Annotated in this window: 13 protein-coding genes, 1 tRNA gene and 1 pseudogene; 8 read left to right on the top strand and 7 right to left on the bottom strand. The window is 73.4% G+C overall.

Annotated features, from left to right (window positions below; translation table 11 throughout):
* The first annotated feature begins 61 nt into the window (after positions 1-61).
* Both ACI79K_RS07940 and ACI79K_RS07935 read left to right on the top strand, forming a co-directional pair.
* Positions 62-1,075, top strand: a complete 1,014-nt coding sequence (locus ACI79K_RS07940) for an NADPH:quinone reductase (RefSeq protein ID WP_456599425.1) — start codon at positions 62-64, stop codon at positions 1,073-1,075.
* A gap of 44 nt (positions 1,076-1,119) precedes the next feature.
* A complete protein-coding gene (locus ACI79K_RS07935; protein ID WP_456599424.1) occupies positions 1,120-2,808 on the top strand; it encodes a DUF885 domain-containing protein in 1,689 nt (562 codons plus the stop codon).
* A gap of 94 nt (positions 2,809-2,902) precedes the next feature.
* Here the strand turns inward: ACI79K_RS07935 and ACI79K_RS07930 are convergent, their stop codons facing one another.
* The 3 genes from ACI79K_RS07930 to ACI79K_RS07920 form a co-directional block, all read right to left on the bottom strand.
* A complete protein-coding gene (locus tag ACI79K_RS07930; RefSeq protein ID WP_456587726.1) occupies positions 2,903-4,057 on the bottom strand; it encodes an acyl-CoA dehydrogenase family protein in 1,155 nt (384 codons plus the stop codon).
* Entirely contained in the window at positions 4,057-6,054 is a 1,998-nt protein-coding gene (locus tag ACI79K_RS07925) for an ATP-binding protein (protein WP_456599423.1), read from the bottom strand. The genes ACI79K_RS07930 and ACI79K_RS07925 overlap by 1 nt, the downstream gene beginning before the upstream one ends.
* Before the next feature lie 106 nt (positions 6,055-6,160).
* A complete protein-coding gene (locus ACI79K_RS07920; RefSeq protein ID WP_456599422.1) occupies positions 6,161-7,774 on the bottom strand; it encodes a carboxyl transferase domain-containing protein in 1,614 nt (537 codons plus the stop codon).
* Between the two features lie 90 nt (positions 7,775-7,864).
* On the opposite strand from ACI79K_RS07920, the gene ACI79K_RS07915 reads away from it, so the two are divergent.
* Positions 7,865-8,491 carry an SACE_7040 family transcriptional regulator gene (locus tag ACI79K_RS07915; protein WP_456599421.1) on the top strand — a complete coding sequence of 209 codons (627 nt, stop codon included), beginning with the start codon at positions 7,865-7,867 and terminating at the stop codon, positions 8,489-8,491.
* 22 nt (positions 8,492-8,513) lie between these two features.
* On the opposite strand, the gene ACI79K_RS07910 is transcribed toward ACI79K_RS07915, so the two are convergent.
* Together ACI79K_RS07910 and ACI79K_RS07905 are read right to left on the bottom strand one after the other, a co-directional pair.
* Positions 8,514-10,319: a hypothetical protein gene (locus ACI79K_RS07910; RefSeq protein WP_456599420.1), complete on the bottom strand. Its 1,806-nt coding sequence runs from the start codon at positions 10,317-10,319 to the stop codon at positions 8,514-8,516.
* A 151-nt stretch (positions 10,320-10,470) separates the two neighbouring features.
* A complete protein-coding gene (locus ACI79K_RS07905; RefSeq protein ID WP_456587731.1) occupies positions 10,471-11,619 on the bottom strand; it encodes a hypothetical protein in 1,149 nt (382 codons plus the stop codon).
* 187 nt (positions 11,620-11,806) lie between these two features.
* Here ACI79K_RS07905 and orn point away from each other — a divergent pair, with 187 nt between their 5' ends.
* Together orn and ACI79K_RS07895 are read left to right on the top strand one after the other, a co-directional pair.
* A complete protein-coding gene (gene orn, locus ACI79K_RS07900; protein WP_456599419.1) occupies positions 11,807-12,454 on the top strand; it encodes an oligoribonuclease in 648 nt (215 codons plus the stop codon).
* Between the two features lie 87 nt (positions 12,455-12,541).
* Positions 12,542-12,617, top strand: a tRNA-His gene (locus tag ACI79K_RS07895).
* Between the two features lie 255 nt (positions 12,618-12,872).
* On the opposite strand, the gene ACI79K_RS07890 is transcribed toward ACI79K_RS07895, so the two are convergent.
* Positions 12,873-13,535 (bottom strand): potassium channel family protein, encoded by a 663-nt coding sequence (locus ACI79K_RS07890; RefSeq protein ID WP_456587733.1) that lies wholly within the window; start codon positions 13,533-13,535, stop codon positions 12,873-12,875.
* Complete coding sequence (locus tag ACI79K_RS07885; RefSeq protein WP_456587734.1) at positions 13,528-14,868, bottom strand: TrkH family potassium uptake protein; 1,341 nt, start codon at positions 14,866-14,868, stop codon at positions 13,528-13,530. Before ACI79K_RS07885 ends, ACI79K_RS07890 begins: the two co-directional genes overlap by 8 nt.
* Before the next feature lie 250 nt (positions 14,869-15,118).
* Here ACI79K_RS07885 and ACI79K_RS07880 point away from each other — a divergent pair, with 250 nt between their 5' ends.
* The 3 genes and pseudogenes from ACI79K_RS07880 to ACI79K_RS07870 all read left to right on the top strand — a co-directional run bounded on the left by ACI79K_RS07880 (position 15,119) and on the right by ACI79K_RS07870 (position 18,530).
* Positions 15,119-16,879 (top strand): ABC transporter ATP-binding protein, encoded by a 1,761-nt coding sequence (locus tag ACI79K_RS07880; protein WP_456599418.1) that lies wholly within the window; start codon positions 15,119-15,121, stop codon positions 16,877-16,879.
* A gap of 72 nt (positions 16,880-16,951) precedes the next feature.
* Positions 16,952-17,854 (top strand): annotated as a pseudogene (locus ACI79K_RS07875) (MFS transporter); the annotation flags it as partial.
* 106 nt (positions 17,855-17,960) lie between these two features.
* Complete coding sequence (locus ACI79K_RS07870) at positions 17,961-18,530, top strand: hypothetical protein (protein ID WP_456599417.1); 570 nt, start codon at positions 17,961-17,963, stop codon at positions 18,528-18,530.
* Positions 18,531-18,566 lie beyond the last annotated feature (36 nt).

The following is an 18,566-nucleotide window of genomic DNA, read 5'->3' as shown; positions in this document are numbered from 1 at the left end:
CGCGCACCACCTCCCGGCGCCGTGCCGAGTGAGCCGCCCCTCGTCGGGTAGGAGCCGCGGCGTGCGAGCGATCTCCTACAGCGAACCCGGTGGCCCCGACGTCCTCCAGTTGATCGACCGGCCGGTGCCCGACCCCGGCCCGGGCGAGGTGCGCGTCCGCGTCGCGTTCTCCGGCGTCAACCCCACCGACTGGAAGTCCCGCAGCGCGGCGCAGCCCGGCCCGGACGGCCAGGTGCCGAACCAGGACGGCTCGGGCACCGTCGACGCCGTCGGCCAGGGCGTGGACCCGGCCATGCTCGGCCAGCGGGTGTGGATCTGGGAGGCGGCGTGGCAGCGGCCGTGGGGCACCGCCGCCGAGTTCACCGTCGTCCCGGCCCGGCACGTCGTCCTGCTCGGCGCGGACCCGTCCTTCGAGCTGGGTGCGGCCCTGGGCATCCCCTTCCTCACCGCCCACCGCTGCCTGACCGTCGCCGAGTCGCTGCCCGACCGGCTGGGCCCCGGCTCGCTCACCGGGCACACCGTGCTGGTGCAGGGCGGCGCGGGCGCCGTCGGCAACGCGGCGATCCAGCTGGCCCGCTGGTCCGACGCCACCGTGATCGCCACGGTCAGCAGCCCCCGCAAGGCGCAGCTGGCCGCGGCCGCCGGCGCCGACCACGTCGTGAACTACAGGGACCAGGACGTCGTCGCCGAGGTGCGGAAGATCGCGCCGAAGGGCGTCGACGCGATCGTGGAGGTGTCGGCCGCGGTGAACGCGCCGGTCGACGCCCAGGTGATCGGGATGCACGGCGCGGTCGCCATGTACGCCGACGACGGAGGCGCGGAGGTGACCGTGCCGGTGCGCGCGCAGATGGGACCGAACGCCCGCTGGCAGTTCGTGCTCGTCTACACCGAACCCGAGCGGGCCAAGGTGCTCGGCATCGAGGATGTCTCCACCGCCGTCGCCGACGGCGCCATCCGGGTCGGGGACGACGCCGGGCTGCCGCTGCACCTCTTCCCGCTGGCCGAGACCGCAGGCGCCCACCAGGCGGTGCAGGACGGCGCCGTCGGCAAGGTGCTGATCGACGTCACGGCGTGAGCGGGTGGCGGGCGGCGGGCGGGCGCCCGGATAGCGTGACCCCGGTGACCGACTCCCCCGCGCGCCCGCCGTCCCCGCTGGACCAGCTCGCCGACGGCTTCGTCGAGAGCTACGCCGCGGCGCAGCCGGTGGTCGCCACCTACATCGGGGTGCCCGGCCACGACGACCGGTGGCCGGACCTGAGCACCGACGGGCACGCCGCCCACGCCGAGCTGCTGCGGCGCACGCGCGCGCAGGCCGACGCGCTGGAACCGGTCGACCGGCGCGACGAGATCGCCCGCAGCGCCATGCTGGAGCGGCTCGGCGCCGAACTGGACCGCTACGACGCCGGCTACGCGCAGGCCGACCTGAACACGGTGGACAGCCCTCTGCAGGGCTTCCGCGAGGTCTTCGACCTGATGCCCACCGCGACCGACGAGGACTGGTCCGCGGTCGCGGTGCGGCTCGCCGCGATGCCCAAGGCCCTGCTGGGGTACGCGCGGGGGCTGGACGACGCCGCCGACCGGGGCCGGGTCTCGGCCGCTCGCCAGGTCCGGCTGGCGGCGGAGCGGGCGCGGCAGTGGGCCGGGACGCCGGAGCGGCCCGGCTTCTTCACCCGGCTGGCGCGCGAGGCCCCGGCCGACCCCCGCAGCGCGCTGGGCCGCGACCTGGCCGACGGCGCCGAGCGGGCGTCGGGCGCCCTGCTCGGGTTCGCCGGGCACCTCGAGCGGGTGCTGCTGCCGCTGGCGCCGGACGCCGACGGCGTGGGCCGTGACCGGTACCTGGTCGAGTCCCGCTACCACACCGGCGCGCGGCTGGACCTCGACGAGACCTACGACTGGGGCTGGGCGGAGCTGGCCCGCATCGTCGCCGAGAAGGAGCGCCTCGCCGAGGAGATCGCCCCCGGGCAGGGGGTGGCCGGCGCGATGGCGGTGCTCGACGCCGACCCGGCGCGGATCCTCCGCGGTCGGGAGGCGCTCCAGGCCTGGCTGCAGGAGACCGCCGACCGCGCGGTGGCCGCGCTGGACGGGGTCCACTTCGACATCCCCGAGCCGGTGCGCCGCATCGAGGGCCGGCTCACCCCCACCGCCGGCGAGGGCGTGTACTACACCGCGCCCAGCGAGGACTTCAGCCGGCCGGGCCGGATGTGGTGGTCCCTGCCCGAGGGCGTCGAGGAGATGACGACCTGGCGGGAGGCCACGACGGTCTACCACGAGGGCGTGCCCGGCCACCACCTGCAGATCGGGCAGACGGTCCACGACGCCCAGCGGCTCAACCGCTGGCAGCGACTGCTCTGCTCCTGCTCGGGGAACGCCGAGGGGTGGGCCCTCTACGCCGAGCGGCTGATGGGCGAGCTCGGGTTCCTCGAGGACCCGGGCGACCGGCTCGGGATGCTCGACGCCCAGGAGCTGCGGGCGGCGCGGGTCGTGCTGGACATCGGGCTGCACCTCGACCTGCCGATCCCCGCCGGGGCGGCCGCCGGCTCGCGGTGGGACTACGACGTCGCGCTGGCGTTCCTCCGCCGGCACGTCAGCATGGAGGACGCGATGCGGGTCGACGAGCTGCACCGCTACCTCGGGTGGCCCGGGCAGGCGCCGGTCTACAAGGTGGGCGAGCGGGTGTTCCTCACCTGCCGGGAGGAGGCCCGGCGGCGAGCCGGGGACGCCTTCGACCTGGCGCAGTGGCACCGCGACGTGCTGGCGCTCGGCCAGCTCGGGCTCGACCCGCTGGCCGCCGAGCTCGCCCGCCGCTGAGTCCGGCGGGTCGACTCCCGCGGGTGTGCGCTCGTCGGGGCTACGGGCACCTCGATCACCCCGGGAAGCGCACACCCGCGCGTCCGGCGTCGGATCAGCCGACGCCGAGGTCTCGGGCGATCAGCATCCGCTGCACCTCGCTGGTGCCCTCGCCGATCTCCAGGATCTTGGCGTCGCGGTAGAAGCGGCCGACCGGGAACTCGTTCATGAAGCCGTACCCGCCGTGCACCTGGGTCGCGTAGCGGGCGTTGTCCATCGCCACCTCGGAGCTGTACAGCTTCGCGATCGAGGCCTCGCGCTTGAACGGCTCGCCGCGCAGCATCTTCTCCGCCGCCCGGTAGTAGGCCAGCCGCGCGGTGGAGGCCCGCACCTCCATGTCGGCGATCATGAACTGGACCGCCTGGTTGCGGCCGATCGGCTGCCCGAACGCCTCCCGCTCCCCCGCGTACTTCACCGACTCGTCCACGCACCCCTGGGCCAGCCCGACCGAGAGCGCGGAGATCGCGATCCGGCCCTCGTCGAGGATGGAGAGGAACTGGGCGTAGCCGCGGCCGCGCTGCCCGACGAGGTTCTCCTCGGGCACCCGGCAGTCGTCGAAGGAGAGCTCCCGGGTGTCGGAGGCGTTCCAGCCGACCTTCGAGTACCGCTGGCCGACGGTGAAGCCCGGGGTCCCCGAGGGCACGATGATCGCCGAGATCTCCTTCTTGCCGTCGGGCTTCGTGCCGGTCACCGCGGTCACCGTCACCAGCGACGTCAGGTCGGTGCCGGAGTTGGTGATGAAGGCCTTCGAGCCGTTGATCACCCAGTGCCCGTCCTCCAGGCGAGCCGTCGTGCGGGTGGCCCCGGCGTCCGAGCCGCCGCCGGGCTCGGTGAGGCCGAACGCACCCAGCGCCTCCCCGGTGCAGAGCCGGGGCAGCCACTCGCGCTTCTGCTCCTCGGTGCCGAACCGGTAGATCGGCATGGCGCCCAGCGAGACGCCCGCCTCCACGGTGATCGCCATGGAGCTGTCCACCCGGGCCAGCTCCTCCAGCGCCACGCAGAGGTCGAAGTAGGTGCCGCCCGCGCCGCCGTACTCCTCGGGGAACGGCAGGCCGAACAGCCCGAGCTCCCCCATCTGCCGCACGATGTCGGTCGGGAACTCGTCCCGCTCGTAGAACTCCCCGATCTGCGGGGCGATGACCTCGCGGGCGAACTCCCGCACGGTCGTCCGCAGGGCTTCGGTCTCGTCGCTGAGCCGGTAGTCCAACATCAGTTCTCCTGCTGCTCGGGCCCGGCCGCCGGGGTCACCAGCGCCAGCCGCTCGTCCAGCGCGACCGTCTGGCCCGCCGTCACTCCGAGCTCGGCCACCGTCCCCGCGATGGGGGCGGTGAGCACGTGCTCCATCTTCATCGCCTCGACGACGAGCAGCGGGGTGCCCGCCTCCACCTCGTCGCCGACCGCGGCCCGCACCACCGTCACCGTGCCCGGCATGGGCGAGGTGACGACGCCGTCGCCCCCGGCCGACCCGGCCGACGACGACAGCCGCTCGTGCTCCCGCAGTGCCGTCACGTGCCCGTCGGCGGCCAGCCACACCGTCCCGCCGGAGTGCACGACGGCGTAGCCGGCGGTCTGGTCGCCCACGGTCACGGTCAGCCGATCCCCGTCCCGGATCGCCCGGGCCGGCACCACACCCCCCGCCACCTGGATCTCGGCGGCCGACGAACGGCCGCGCAGCCGCACCTCGACCGGCTCACCGCCGGCGGCCTGCAGACGGCGCACGGTCCACGCGGGCTCGCCCAGCCGCCAGCCGTCGGGTACGTCCCACCGGTCGACGACGGGGCCGGTCGGCTCGCTCTCGACGAGCAGCGCCAGGGCTGCCGCCGCGTAGGCGATGAACGGCACCGGGTCGGGGGTGGTCAGCGCGTCACCCCGCCGCTCGATCAGCCCGGTGTCGAGCGTCCCGGCGACGACGTCGTCATCGGTGAGCAGCGCCCGCAGGAAGGCGGCGTTGGTCGTCACCCCGAGGACGGCGGTGCGGCCGAGCGCGCCGACGAGCCGGGCCCGGGCGGTCTCCCGGTCCGGGCCCCAGGCGACGACCTTGGCCAGCATCGGGTCGTAGTCGGTGCCGACGACCGTGCCCACGGCCAGCGAGCTGTCCACCCGGATGCCGGCGCCGTCGGGCTCCACCAGCCCCAGCACCGTGCCGGCCTGCGGGAGGAAGCCGCGCGCCGGGTCCTCGGCGTAGAGCCGCCCCTCGATCGCGTGCCCGTCGAGGGAGACGTCGTCCTGGTCCACGGGCAACCGCTCGCCCGCCGCCACCCGCAGCTGCAGCTCGACGAGGTCCAGGCCGGTGACGCACTCGGTGACGGGGTGCTCGACCTGCAGCCGGGTGTTCATCTCGAGGAAGAAGAAATCGCGCGGCCGGTCGGCGTCGACGATGAACTCGACCGTGCCGGCGCCGGTGTACCCGACGGCCTTCGCCGCCTCGACCGCCGCCCGGCCCATGGTGGCGCGCATGCCGGTGTCCAGCAGCGGCGACGGCGCCTCCTCGATCACCTTCTGGTGCCGGCGCTGGAGCGAGCACTCGCGCTCGCCGAGGTGGATGACGTTCCCGTGGGCGTCCCCCAGCACCTGCACCTCGATGTGCCGCGAGTTGCCGACGTAGCGCTCCACGAGCAGGGTGTCGTCGCCGAAGGAGCTCCTCGCCTCGCGGCGCGCCCCGGCGATCGCGTCGGACAGCTCGTCGGCGGAGCGGACGACCCGCATGCCCTTGCCGCCACCGCCCGCGCTCGGCTTGAGCAGCACCGGGAAGCCGACGGCGACGGCGGCGTCGGCGACCTCGGCGTCGGTCATCCCGGGCTCCGTGCGGCCCGGCACGACCGGGACCCCGGCGGCCATGACCGTCTGCTTGGCGCGGATCTTGTCGCCCATGGCCTCGATCGCGGCTACCGGCGGGCCGATGAAGACGATCCCCGCCTTCTCGCACGCGCGGGCGAACTCCACGTTCTCCGACAGGAAGCCGTAACCGGGGTGGATCGCCTGGGCGCCGGTGGCGGCCGCGGCCTGCAGCACCCGCGCGACCGACAGGTAGCTCTGCGCCGCAGGAGCCGGCCCGATGTGCACGGCGACGTCGGCCACGCGGGTGTGCAGCGCCCCGGCATCGGCGTCGCTGTAGACGGCGACCGACCGGATGCCCATCTCCCGCAGGGTGCGGATGACCCGGACGGCGATCTCGCCGCGGTTCGCGACCAGGACGGTGTCGAACATGCCTCGCCTCACTGCTCCCTCGCCGACGCTCTGACAGTGAGTGCGTGTGCACTCAGCGGACGAGCGCCGCCGAACCAGGGGAACTCGGTGCCGGGGTTCACGCCGGTCACATCCGGAAGACGCCGTAGCCGACGTCCTCGAGCGGCGCGTTGGCGCAGGCGGACAGGGCGAGGCCGAGCACGGTGCGGGTCTGGGCGGGGTCGATGACGCCGTCGTCCCAGAGCCGCGCCGTGGCGTAGTAGGGGTGGCCCTGGGACTCGTACTGGTCGCGGATCGGCGCCTTGAACGCCTCCTCCTCCTCGGCCGGCCACTCCTCCCCGCGGGCCTCGATGCCGTCCCGGCGGACCGTCGCCAGCACCGACGCCGCCTGCTCCCCGCCCATCACCGAGATGCGGGCGTTGGGCCAGGTGAACAGGAAGCGGGGCGAGTACGCCCGGCCGCACATCGAGTAGTTGCCGGCTCCGAACGAGCCGCCGATGACCACGGTCAGCTTCGGCACCCGGGCGCAGGCGACGGCGGTGACCATCTTCGCGCCGTGCTTGGCGATGCCGCCGGCCTCGTAGTCGCGGCCGACCATGAAGCCGGTGATGTTCTGCAGGAACAGCAGCGGGATCTTCCGGCGGTCGCACAGCTCGATGAAGTGCGCGCCCTTGAGTGCCGACTCGGCGAAGAGCACGCCGTTGTTGGCGACGATCCCGACGGGGTGCCCGTGCAGCCGGGCGAAGCCGGTGACCAGCGTCTGCCCGTAGAGCGGCTTGAACTCGGCGAACCGGCTGCCGTCGACCAGCCGGGCGATGACCTCGCGGACGTCGTAGGGGGTGCGCGGATCCGGCGGCACCACCTCGTAGATCGACTCCGGCGGGTGCTGCGGCTCCTCGACCGGCTCCAGGTCCCACGGCCGGGGCTCCCGCGGCCCGAGGGTGGACACGATCTGCCGGACGATCTGCAGGGCGTGCGCGTCGTCGTCGGCCAGGTGGTCGGTGACCCCGCTGACCCGGCTGTGCAGGTCTCCCCCGCCGAGCTCCTCGGCGGTGACCACCTCGCCGGTCGCGGCCTTCACCAGCGGCGGGCCGCCCAGGAAGATCGTGCCCTGCTCGCGGACGATCACCGCCTCGTCGCTCATCGCGGGCACGTACGCGCCCCCGGCGGTGCAGGAGCCCATCACCGCCGCGATCTGGGCGATGCCGGCCTTGGAGAGGTTCGCCTGGTTGTAGAAGATCCGGCCGAAGTGCTCGCGGTCGGGGAAGACCTCGTCCTGCATCGGGAGGAAGGCGCCGCCGGAGTCGACCAGGTAGATGCACGGCAGCCGGTTGTGCAGCGCCACCTCCTGGGCGCGCAGGTGCTTCTTCACCGTCATCGGGTAGTAGGTGCCGCCCTTGACGGTGGCGTCGTTGGCGACGACGACGCACTCGCGGCCGGAGACGCGGCCGATACCCGTGATGATCCCCGCCGCCGGCGCCTCGCCGCCGTAGAGGCCGTGCGCGGCCAGCGGCGACAGCTCGAGGAAGGGGCTCCCCGGGTCGAGCAGCGCGTCGACCCGCTCGCGGGGCAGCAGCTTTCCGCGAGCGGTGTGCCGCTCGCGGGCCCGCTCGCCGCCGCCGAGACCCACCGCGCGCAGCTGGCCGGCCAGATCGGCGACGAGCTCCGCGTGCGCCGCGGCGTTGCGGGCAGCGCCCGCCGGGTCGGCCGACAGGGCGTGGGAGAGCACCGGTGCGTCCACGGGGCAGAGGTTAACCACGGTTCACGGTGAGGTCCACCCCACTCGTCGTGGGGTTAACCGATGTTCACCGGCGGGGCTAGCATCCGTCGCATGACGTCGGCCGGCACGGATCTGGGCGCGGACGCCCGCGCGCAGGACGCCGCCATGCATGCCGATGCCGCCCGCCCGTCCCGGCGGGAGCAGATCCTGCAGGCGGCCGCCCGGCTGTTCGCCGAACGCGGGTCCCGCGCGGTGGGGGTGGACGACGTCGGCGCGGCCGTCGGGGTGACCGGGCCGGCGATCTACCGGCACTTCGCCAGCAAGGACGCGATGCTCGCCGAGATGCTGCTGCGCATCAGCGCGCGCCTCGCCGACGGCGGCCGCGACCGGGTGGCGGCCGCGGGCAGCGACCCCGCCGCCCAGCTGCGTGCGCTCATCGACTTCCAGGTCGACTTCGCGCTGGACAACCCGGCGCTGATCGTCGTGCACGACCGGGACCTCGGCTCCCTGCCCGAGGCCGAGGCCGCGCAGGTGCGCCGGCTGCAGCGCCGGTACGTCGAGGTGTGGGTGGCCGTGCTGGCGCGGGTGCACCCGGGCGCCGAGGCGGCCGCCTGCCGGGCCCGCGCGCACGCCGTCTTCGGGCTGATCAACTCCACCCCGCACAGCGCCGGCCGGCTGACCCGCCCCGCGATGGCCGAACTCCTCAACGCGATGGCCTGGGCGGCGGCCACCACCTGAGGTGCGGGCGCCGGGAAGGACCTCAGCCCTCCGGGAGAGGTGGCACCGGCAGCGCGAGCCCGTCCGAGGCCACCTTGTCCACCGCCGCCGCACCACCCGGCCCCGGCGCACCGGCCCACGCGCTCTCGACCACGGTGACGGTCGACCCCGACACCGCGCTGGCGTACTCCGCCGACCGCAGCCCTACCGGGCCGCCGTCGTAGGTGACCCCCTCGCGCAGCAGGTCGTTGACGTTGCCGCTGCCGTCGCGGTCGGTGAGAGCACGCAGCTCCCGGGCCGCGGCGGGGTCGGACATGGCGACCCGCGACACCGAGACCACCACCGGGGCGCCGCCGACCTCGGCCGAGTAGAGCGCCCGGGAGAGCCCGGTGCAGTCGGTCGCGGCGAAGAAGCCGGCCACCTCCCCGTAGGCGTGCCCGGCGCAGGTGTCGTCCACCTGCACGGCCTCCACCGTGTAGGCGGTGCCGTTCACCTCCCGCACCTCGCCGATCGTGGGACCCGCCGCGACGGCGTCGGACGGCGACCCGTCGTCGCCCGCGGCGCCCTCGCCCCCGGAGCCGTCGCCGCCGAGCAGCAGGGCGGCGATCGCGCAGACGGCCACCAGGGCCACCACCGCCGCGATCAGCGCAGCGGCCCGCCGGCGGTCGCCCGGCGCCCGCGCCTCGCCCCGACCGGATGCGGTGGCACCCCACGCCGGGGACAGCGGCGGGCGCCCGGGCGGCTCCGCGGCCCGGGGCACTGGCGGCTCCGCGGCCCGGGGCGCGGCCGGGAGCACCGCCGTGCGGGGCCCGGGCGGGGTGGCCGCGTCGTCGTCCTCGGGCACGGTGCGTCCCGCGACGTCGTCCTCGCGCTCGGTGCGTCCCGCGTCGCCGTCCGCGGCGCCGACGAGCCCGGCGGCACGCGGCGGTGCCGGCGCGCCCCCCACCTCGACGGTGTCCCGCTGCACGGCGACGCCCGGCGCGGAGCCCGTGGGCGCCGCCGCCGCCACTGCGGCGGCGTGCGCGGAGGCCACCGAGGCGGCGACCGCGCGGGCCACGGCGGTGGCGCTCAGCGGATCGCCGTCGTACGCCGCGCCGGCGGCGCCGTCGCGCGGCTCCCTGTCGGGCGTGCCCGGCGGGGTGATCGCCGGGGAGGCGGCCATCGCGGCCGGGGTCAGCAGCTCGGGGCGGCGGAGGACGTACGGCGAGTACGGGAAGGCCTCGCCGTTGAGCTCCTCGACCGTGGGCCCCCGGCCGGGCAGCTCCAGCGCCGCGAGGGCCGCCCGCACGTCGGCGGTGGTCCACAGCCGGGGGTTGTCGACCCCGGCGTGCCGTGCGGCGCGGGCGAACGCGAGCAGGAGGGAGCGGGGGTCCAGCGTGGCCACCAGGTCGCCCTCGCCCAGGTCGCCGTCGGCCGGGACCAGCCCGGTGATCTCGCCGACCAGGACGGTGAGACGCGCGATCCGCCCGGGCTGCAGGCCGGCGCGCCGCAGCTTCACCGCGGTGTCCATGCCCGCTCGCATGAGCCCGTCGAGCGGCGTCGAGCCGCCCCCGGCCTGGTGCAGCACCTGCTCGGGCCCGTCCCCCGGGGCGGCGATCGTCCACGGGCCTTCGGGCTTCGCCGTCACCACACCGGACTGCCGGGGGACCTCGACCACGCGGATGACGGCGAGACCCTCGGGCACCAGCAGCACCGCGTCGGACTGCCGGCGGCCCAGCGGCTCGTCCACCAGCGGCAGGGAGGCCACCACGGCCGCCCGCACGGAACCACCGGTGCCCCACCGCTCGAGCTCCCCGAAGAACGCGCGCTCGCCCGCCGTCTCCAGCGGCGCCGGGGTCAGGACCAGCACGTCGTCCTCCGGGCGGTCGGGTTCTGCGGTCAGGAGATCCGTCGGCTGGGTCCCGGCGCGGGGCACCGACGGCGACCCCGCGGGGCAGCCGCCACCGACGCTACGTCATCGCCGCGACCTCTCCCGTCGCGCTCGGCGTCGCCCGGCGGGTTCAGGCGGGGACGGGTTCGGCGGCCGCCGGCTCGTCCGGGACGCGCCACCGCGCCAGCCAGGTGCTGGCGGCCAGCACGTCGACCGCCGCCCACAACGCGCCGAACGCGACGGCCACCGGCAGCGCCGACCACCAGTTCCAGGGCGGGAGCAGGCCCAGCGACTCCAGCGGGAAGGCGACGGCGTAGACCGCCGCGGCGACCGCCGGACCCGCCACCCAGCCGGGGACCCGGCGATCGGCGGCGACGTCGACGAGCAGCGCGCCCACGACGAGCACCACCGGGAGCACCGACGGCGGGAAGCCCGTCGCCACCAGCCCGAGCCACATGACGCCGCGGTAGCCGAGGTAGACGACGGCGATCACCGTCGCCGTCCAGCGCAGCGCGACGACCCGGCGGGCCACCACGAGCGCCAGCAGGCCGGCGCAGATCAGCCACGCCGGGTGCACCCACGACGGCACCGGGAGCATGAACATGGCCGGCGACTGACCCTGCGAGGCGGCGAAGTCCAGCAGCTGCGGCTCGGCCGTCGTCCGGCCGGCGTCGTAGGCCTCCAGCGACAGCACCCCGTACTCCTGGTGCTGGTTGGGGAAGACCACGTTCTCGACGAAGAACAGCCACAGGCCCAGCGAGACGAGGTCGCGGGTGCGCCCCGGCGCCGCGTACAGCCACCACCCGCGCAGCGCGCCGGCCAGCATGATCGCCGTCCCCAGGTACAGGAGCGCGTGGCTGGGGCTCCAGCTGGTGATGTCCAGCCCGTTGATCCGGTGGTTGACGATGTCGACCGGGACAGCGACGAGGAACGTGGCGGTGCCCACCTGCATCAGCCGCAGCGCACGCCGGTCCACGCCGTACCCGCTGTAGCTGTGGAACAGCACCAGCACGACGACGACGACGGTGCCCACCGTGTTGAGCAGGTGCGGCGGAGCCAGGTCGTCACGCAGCCACATGAAGTGCCAGGAGACGTCCCAGGACGACCCCAGCATCTTCAGCAGGAAGGCCGCCAGCCACGCGGTGTAGACCCAGCGCAGCTCGGTCTGGGTGGTGGGCCGCCCGGGCCGACCGGGGGTCACGTACGCCGTCCACAACCACCGGAGCAGGGCGATCGGGTGGGCCAGGCCGGCGCGGAACGTGCCCGGCGCCTGTGGCACGGGCGTGGCGACGGGAGCGGGTGCAGAGGACACGGGGATCTTTCTGACGGCGGGCGTTCGGGCGACCCTAACGGTGATCAGCGCCGTTTCCGAGCCTTCCGATCGCGCGTCCGCGGCGGCTGGGATGCGCGTGGACACGAGGGGTGATCGGGGCGGCCGGGGCGCGCGGTGCGTACTGTCGGACGACGTGGCGGAGAACGGCGGGCACCTGGTCTGGATCGACTGCGAGATGACCGGGCTGGACCTCACCAAGGACAAGCTGATCGAGGTCGCGGTGCTGATCACCGACTCCGAGCTGAACGTCCTCGACCCGGGCCTGGACCTCATCATCGCCGCCGACGACGCCGACCTCGACGGCATGACCGACTTCGTGGCCGAGATGCATGCGAAGTCGGGGCTGACCGACGCCGTCCGCGCCGCCACGCTCTCCCTCGCCGAGGCCGAGCAGCAGATCCTGACCTACGTGAAGCGGTTCGTCCCCGACCGGCGCACCGCCCCGCTGTGCGGCAACTCGATCGGGACCGACCGTGGTTTCCTCGCCCGGGACATGCCCGAGCTCGACGACCACCTGCACTACCGGATGGTCGACGTCTCCTCGGTGAAGGAGCTGGCCCGCCGCTGGTTCCCCCGCGTCTACTTCGCGCAGCCGCCCAAGGGGCTGGCCCACCGGGCACTGGCCGACATCATCGAGTCGGTGCGGGAGCTGGCGTACTACCGGCGGACGCTGTTCGTGGCCGCACCCGGGCCCAGCGGCGAGCAGGCCAAGCAGGCCGCCGACGAGGTCATCGACTCGTTCGCCGAGCTGCTGTCGGCGGGAGACGCCGGCGCCGCCTGACGACGGCGACTCCCCCGGCGGGCCGCCGCGGGGGCTCCGGTATCGTTGGCGCGTTCCCCCGGGCCGTCGCGCCCGGACGGACGCACGGTGGGTGTAGCTCAGCTGGTAGAGCACCAGGTTGTGATCCTGGGTGTCGCGGGTTCGAGCCCCGTCACTCACCCCAGCGGTGGAGGCCCTGGTCAGGCGACTGACCAGGGCCTTCGTCCGTACCGGCGCCTCGATGCTGCGGTCGAGCGTGGCCGCGTCGTAGCCGAACACGTCGATCAGCCGCGCGTCCACGATCAGGGTTCCGGTGGTCAGATCCCGATCGAAGGAATCGATGCCCGCAGCCGCCACGGCCAGGGCCGGCGTCGACCTTCTCGCTGCCGCCGGCGGGCCCCGCGGACCGGCCGTGACGGTGCCCGTGCCGGGGCCGACCTCACTGCAGGTCCACGAACCGCTCGACGTCGGTCGGACGGCCGGCGACGACGATTTCGCAGCCGTAGGTGAGCACGGTGTCGGTGGCCGCGTGGGTGTAACCACCGCCGAGCTCGGGCTTGACCGAGACAACGGTGACGCGGTGCTTCTTGCGCAACCCGGACTGCCCCAGCGGCACTCCCACCAGCTCGCGCGGCGGTTTGGTGGTGGCGAGCGCCCACTCCTCGTCCAGCCAGACCCAGTCCAGCAGGCGACCGGAGACCACGTGGGCCACCCGTTCCCCCATCTCGTGCTCCGGGAAGACGACGTGGCGGGCACCGATGCGCTCGAGGATCTTGCCGTGCTGGGCGCTGAGCGCCTTGGCCCAGATGTGCGGGACGCCGAGTTCCGCCAACAGCGAGGTGGCGAGGATGCTGGCCTCCACGCCGGTGCCGATGGCGACCACGACGCGGCGGAACTCGCCGAGGCCCAGCTCGTTGAGGGTCTCCAGATCGGTGGCGTCGGCGACGACGGCGTGGCTCAGCTGCCCGGACAGTCGCTGCACGACGTGCGGGCGGCTGTCGACGGCCAGCACCTCGGTGCCGCTGCGGGTCAGCTCCAGCGCTATGGCGGTGCCGAAGCGGCCCAGCCCGATGACGGCGACCGGGTCCTTGCGACTAGCCAACGATGATCCTCTCCTCGGGCAGCTGGAAGCGGCGGCCGCGCTCGCGGAGGGCGAGGGCCGAGGCCAGGGTGAGCGGGCCGATCCGGCCGATGAACATGAGCAGCACCACCACGAGTTGCGCGGCAGGTGGCAGGTCGGCGGTGATGCCGGTCGACAGGCCGACGGTGGCGACCGCAGACACCGCCTCGAACAGCGCCCGGTCGAGGGCGACGTGCGTGAGCGCCTCCAGCGTCAGGGCAGCCAGGATCACCAGCCCCATGCCGAGCAGAGCCACGGCCAGAGCCTGTCGTTGGTTGGTGCCCGGGACCCGGCGTCGACCGACCTCGACATCAGCGTCACCACGCAGTTCGGCCCAGAGCACGTACGCCAGGAGCCCGAACGTGGTCACCTTGATCCCGCCCGCCGTGCCGGCAGACCCGCCGCCGATGAACATCAGCGTGTCCGTGAGGAGCAGCGTCTCCGGCTGCAGCGCGGCGATGTCGACGTTGTTGAACCCCGCACTGCGCGGCACCACCGCGGCGACGAATGCGGCCATCACCGTGGCGCCCGGGCACAGCGGACCCAGCGTGGCGGGGTTGCGCGCCTCGGCGGCCAGGTAGCCGAGCGTCCCGATCACGAGCAGGGCGACCGTCACGACCACGGTGACGCGGGTCAGCACCGACCACGTGCCCGGCCGACGCCACGAGCGGGCCAGCTCGAACACCACCGGGAAGCCCAGCCCGCCGACGATGACCGCGACGGCCATGGTCAGGCTGATCCACGGGTCGGCCACGTACTGCACGATGCTGTCGGCGTTGAGAGCGAATCCGGCGTTGTTGAACGACGAGATGGCGTGGAACACGCCGGAGTAGGCAGCGGACGGGAGTGGTTCGGCGTACTCGGTCGCGAAGCGGACCGCCAGCACGACGGCCACCAGTACCTCGGAGGCGAGGCTGAAGAGAACCACGTTGCGGATGACGCGTCGGACCTCGGACGCGGAGAGCGATTTCGTCTCGGCCTGGGCGACCAATCGGGCCCGCAGTCCCAGGCGCTGGGACAGGAGCAGCACGAGCAGGCTGGCCACCGTCATGATGCCGAGCCCACCGGCCTGGATCAGGAGGAGGAGCACTGCCTGACCGAAGCCTGACCAGTAGGTGCCGGTGTCCACGGTGACCAGACCGGTGAGGCTCACCGCCGAGGTGGCCTGGAAGAGGGCGGCGAGGACATCAGCCCGCCCCGGCCCGGCGGTGGCGACAGGCAAGGAGAGCAGCCCGGTGCCGGCAGCGACGGCCACGGCGAATCCGAAGGCGATCATGCGGCCCGGATGGCGTCGGCCGACGGTGCGCACGCTCACGAACGACACCACGGCAGCGGCAACCGGCGGCTACGCCGACCGACCGACCCGCTGACGCGGCCCCGCATCTCCCCCACCTCTGCCCGAGCGCGAATGATCCACGAAGAGGATAGCAGTACGATCGGTAGGCTCTAAGTATCGTTCGGAATGTCACCCGCTCCGCCCTCGGCCGGCCCGTCCGCCATGCGGCCTCCCGGTTGTGAGCCCCGCCGCCCGCCCCTCTGACCGCACCACGACTGAGAGCCGCTCGATGTCTGCGCCCACCACCGACCAGCCGTACCGCTGGGAGAATGCCCGCGTCCTGTGGACGTTCGTCAGGCCTCACCGACGGACGCTGCTCGGCGCCCTCGTACTGGGTTTCGGCGCTTCGGCTGCCGCCCTCGCCACGCCACTGGTCACCAAGCAAGTGCTGGACAACCTCGGCGCGCCGCAGGACCTGCTCCCACCCATCGCCCTCCTTCTCGGGCTTCTGCTCGTCGGCTCACTCCTCGGCCTGTCCCAGTGGATGCTCCTCGGACGCGTCGCCGAGCAGATCGTGCTGGATGCCCGGACGTCGCTGGTGCGCCGCTTCTTCAGCGCCGTCGTCCCAACCTTGCGCGAACGGTCCGCCGGCGAGCTCGTCACCAGGGTGACCAGTGACACGGTCCTGTTGCGCGAGGCTGCCTCGGGGAGCCTCGTCGGCATCGCCAACAGCGCCGTCACCCTGATCGGTGCGGTGGTCCTCATGGGCGTCCTGGACCTCGTGCTGCTGTCGGCCGTCGCCGTCGGGGTCCTGGTCATCGGGATCGTCGTCGCGCTACTCATGCCACGCATCACCGAGGCGGAGCGGAGCGCGCAGGCGTCGGTGGGTCGCCTGGGCGGCGTGCTGGAAACCGGGCTCCGAGCGTTGCGGACCGTCAAGTCCAGCGGTGCAGAGACGCGGGAGAGCGAGCGGGTCATCACCGAGGCCCGCGCATCGGCGGAGCACAGCATCCGAGGCGTCCGCATTTCGGCCATCGCCTGGACGATTGCCGGAAGCGGCATCCAGTTGGTGATCATCGGCATCCTCACCCTCGGCGCCTGGCGGGTGAGCACCGGCGCGCTGGCCGTCTCCACCCTCGTAGCCCTGCTCCTGTACGCCTTCCAGACCGTCGACCCGATCAGCGAACTCACCATGAACGTCACGCAGCTGCAGGCCGGAATGGCCGCCGCTGCGCGGATCCGCGAGGTGGAGGACATCCGGATCGAGGACGTGACGGCGGGCGACGACGTGCCGGCGCGAACGGGCACCACCGCTGACAACGGGCCGATCCTGACACTCGACGGCGCGAGCGTGACCTACCCCGGCCGGTCGCGCACCGCCGTCCACGACCTTTCCCTCACCGTGCCCCGGACCGGGCACATCGCTCTCGTCGGACCGTCCGGCGCCGGCAAGAGCACCGTCATGTCACTGATGCTGCGCTTCATCGCACCGGACCGCGGCTCCTTGACCATGGAGGGAGTCCCGTTCGACCAGCTGAGCATCGGCGCCGTCCGTTCCCGGATCGCCTACGTGGAGCAGGAGTCCCCGCTGCTGACCGGGACCGTGCGGGACAACGTGCTGTTCCGCCACCCCGACGCCGCCGACGACGAAGCCTGGGCGGCGCTGTCGGCGGTCCAGCTCAGCGACACCGTCGCGCGACTGGACCGCGGGCTCGACCACCCGGTGAGCGACACCACGCTGTCCGGCGGGGAACGTCAGCGCCTCGCACTGGCCCGTGCCATCGTCCGCCCACCGGCGATCCTGCTCCTCGACGAGGCCACCGCTCAGCTGGACGGGTTGACCGAGGCAGCGATCCAGGAGGTCATCCGTCAGGTGGCCCGGCACGGAGCTGTCGTCACCATCGCGCACCGGCTCTCCACGGTGCTCGACGCCGACCAGATCCACCTCATGGAGGACGGTCGGATCCGCGCGACCGGCACGCACCAAGAACTCTTGGGCGCCGATGAGATGTACCGAGGCCTGGTCGAGGCGCTCCGCATCGCCGGCTAACCCACGACAGTCCGCCGCGACCTGACTCGCGTGTGACTCCGTCCACATGGTTGGCTGTGCGTACCGTTTGGTATGTACAGTCGGAGCGTGAGCAGCTCCCCTTCCTCGACCCCCGCCTCCATCCCTAGCGGGCAGGCGGCCGATCCGACCGCAGGCGGAGGGGCCCGGCGCTGGGCCGCCTTGGCCGGGCTGACCCTGGCCGTCACCCTGCTGGCCGTCGACGGAACCGTTCTGGCCCTGGCCGCACCCGCACTCACGGCCGATCTCAACGTGACGTCGACGCAGCTGCTGTGGATCGGCGACGCCTACTCCTTCGCGCTGGCCGGCCTGCTGATCACCATGGGCACACTGGCCGACCGCATCGGCCGCAAGAAGCTGCTGCTCATCGGGGCCACCGGCTTCGGCCTGGCCTCACTCCTCGCTGCCTTCGCCCCGGGCGCCGGCTGGCTGATCGTCGCCCGCGTCCTGCTCGGGGTCGCCGGCGCCACCCTGATGCCCTCGACCCTTTCCCTGGTCCGCAACCTGTTTCCCGAGCCCCGTCTCCGTACCCGTGCCATCGCCATCTGGGCGGCCGGTGGCACCGGCGGAGCCGCGCTGGGCCCGCTGGTCGGCGGCGTCCTGCTGGAGCACTTCTGGTGGGGCTCGGTCTTCCTCATCAACCTGCCGGTGATGGCCGCCGTGCTGGTCGTGGTCGCGCTCTTCGTCCCCGAGTCCCGCAACCCCCGCCCAGGAACCTTCGATCTGGGCGGCGCCGTGATGTCGCTCGTGGGGATCGTGTCACTGGTGTGGGCGGTCAAGCACACCGCTCAGGACGGCATTGATGTCCTCGGCATCGCCTCGGCGATCCTGGGAGCGGTCGTCCTCACGCTGTTCGTCCGCCGTCAGCGGCGACACCCCTCGCCACTGGTCGACGTCAGCCTCTTCGCCCGTCCGGCATTCACCGGCACTGTCGTGGCGAGCCTCCTCGCCGTCTTCGCGTTCAGCGGCCTGCTGTTCTTCTTCTCCCAGTACCTCCAGCTGGTCAAGGGCTACTCCCCCCCTCCAGGCCGGCATCCGCGAGCTCCCGCTCACCATCGCAGCGGTGGTGGTGATCGTGATCATCGCGCCACTGGTGAGCCGTCTGGGCTTGGGCCGCACGCTGGGCGCGTCCCTGTTCGTGGCCGCTTCCGGCCTGGTTGTGCTGGCCGTGGCCGAGGGCGGAACGAGCTACGCAGGCCTGGCACTCGGCCTGGTCATCGTCGGGCTGGGCTTCGGGGTCACCTTCACCACCGCGACCGACGCCGTCCTCGGGGCCGTCCCACCGCAGCGCTCCGGTGCGGCGTCGGCCATCTCGGAAATGTCCTACGAGTTGGGCATCGCCCTGGGCATCGCCCTGCTGGGCACGCTGCACACCATCGTGTATCGCGCTTTCCTGCCGGACCTCTCCGGCCTCACCGCGTCCGCACGGGACGCAGTCAGCGAATCCCTGGCGTTCGGCACCTCCGCTCTCATGAATGGCGGCGACAACCGACTGCTCACCGCGGCCCAGGACGCCTTCAGCCACTCGATGCAGATCACGTCAGTGATCGCAGCCGTGCTGCTCGTCGTCGCCGGCGCGGTGGCGTGGAAGGTGGTGCCGGCGTCGCAGACCCAGCTCACCGACGACAGCTGAGGGTCGGCGTCCGTCATGCGACCCGCATGACGGACG

The sequence above is a fragment of the Blastococcus sp. SYSU DS0616 genome (assembly GCF_054051015.1).
The sequence above is the reverse complement of the archived record's forward strand: the minus strand, read 5'-3'. Positions and strand labels throughout refer to the sequence as shown.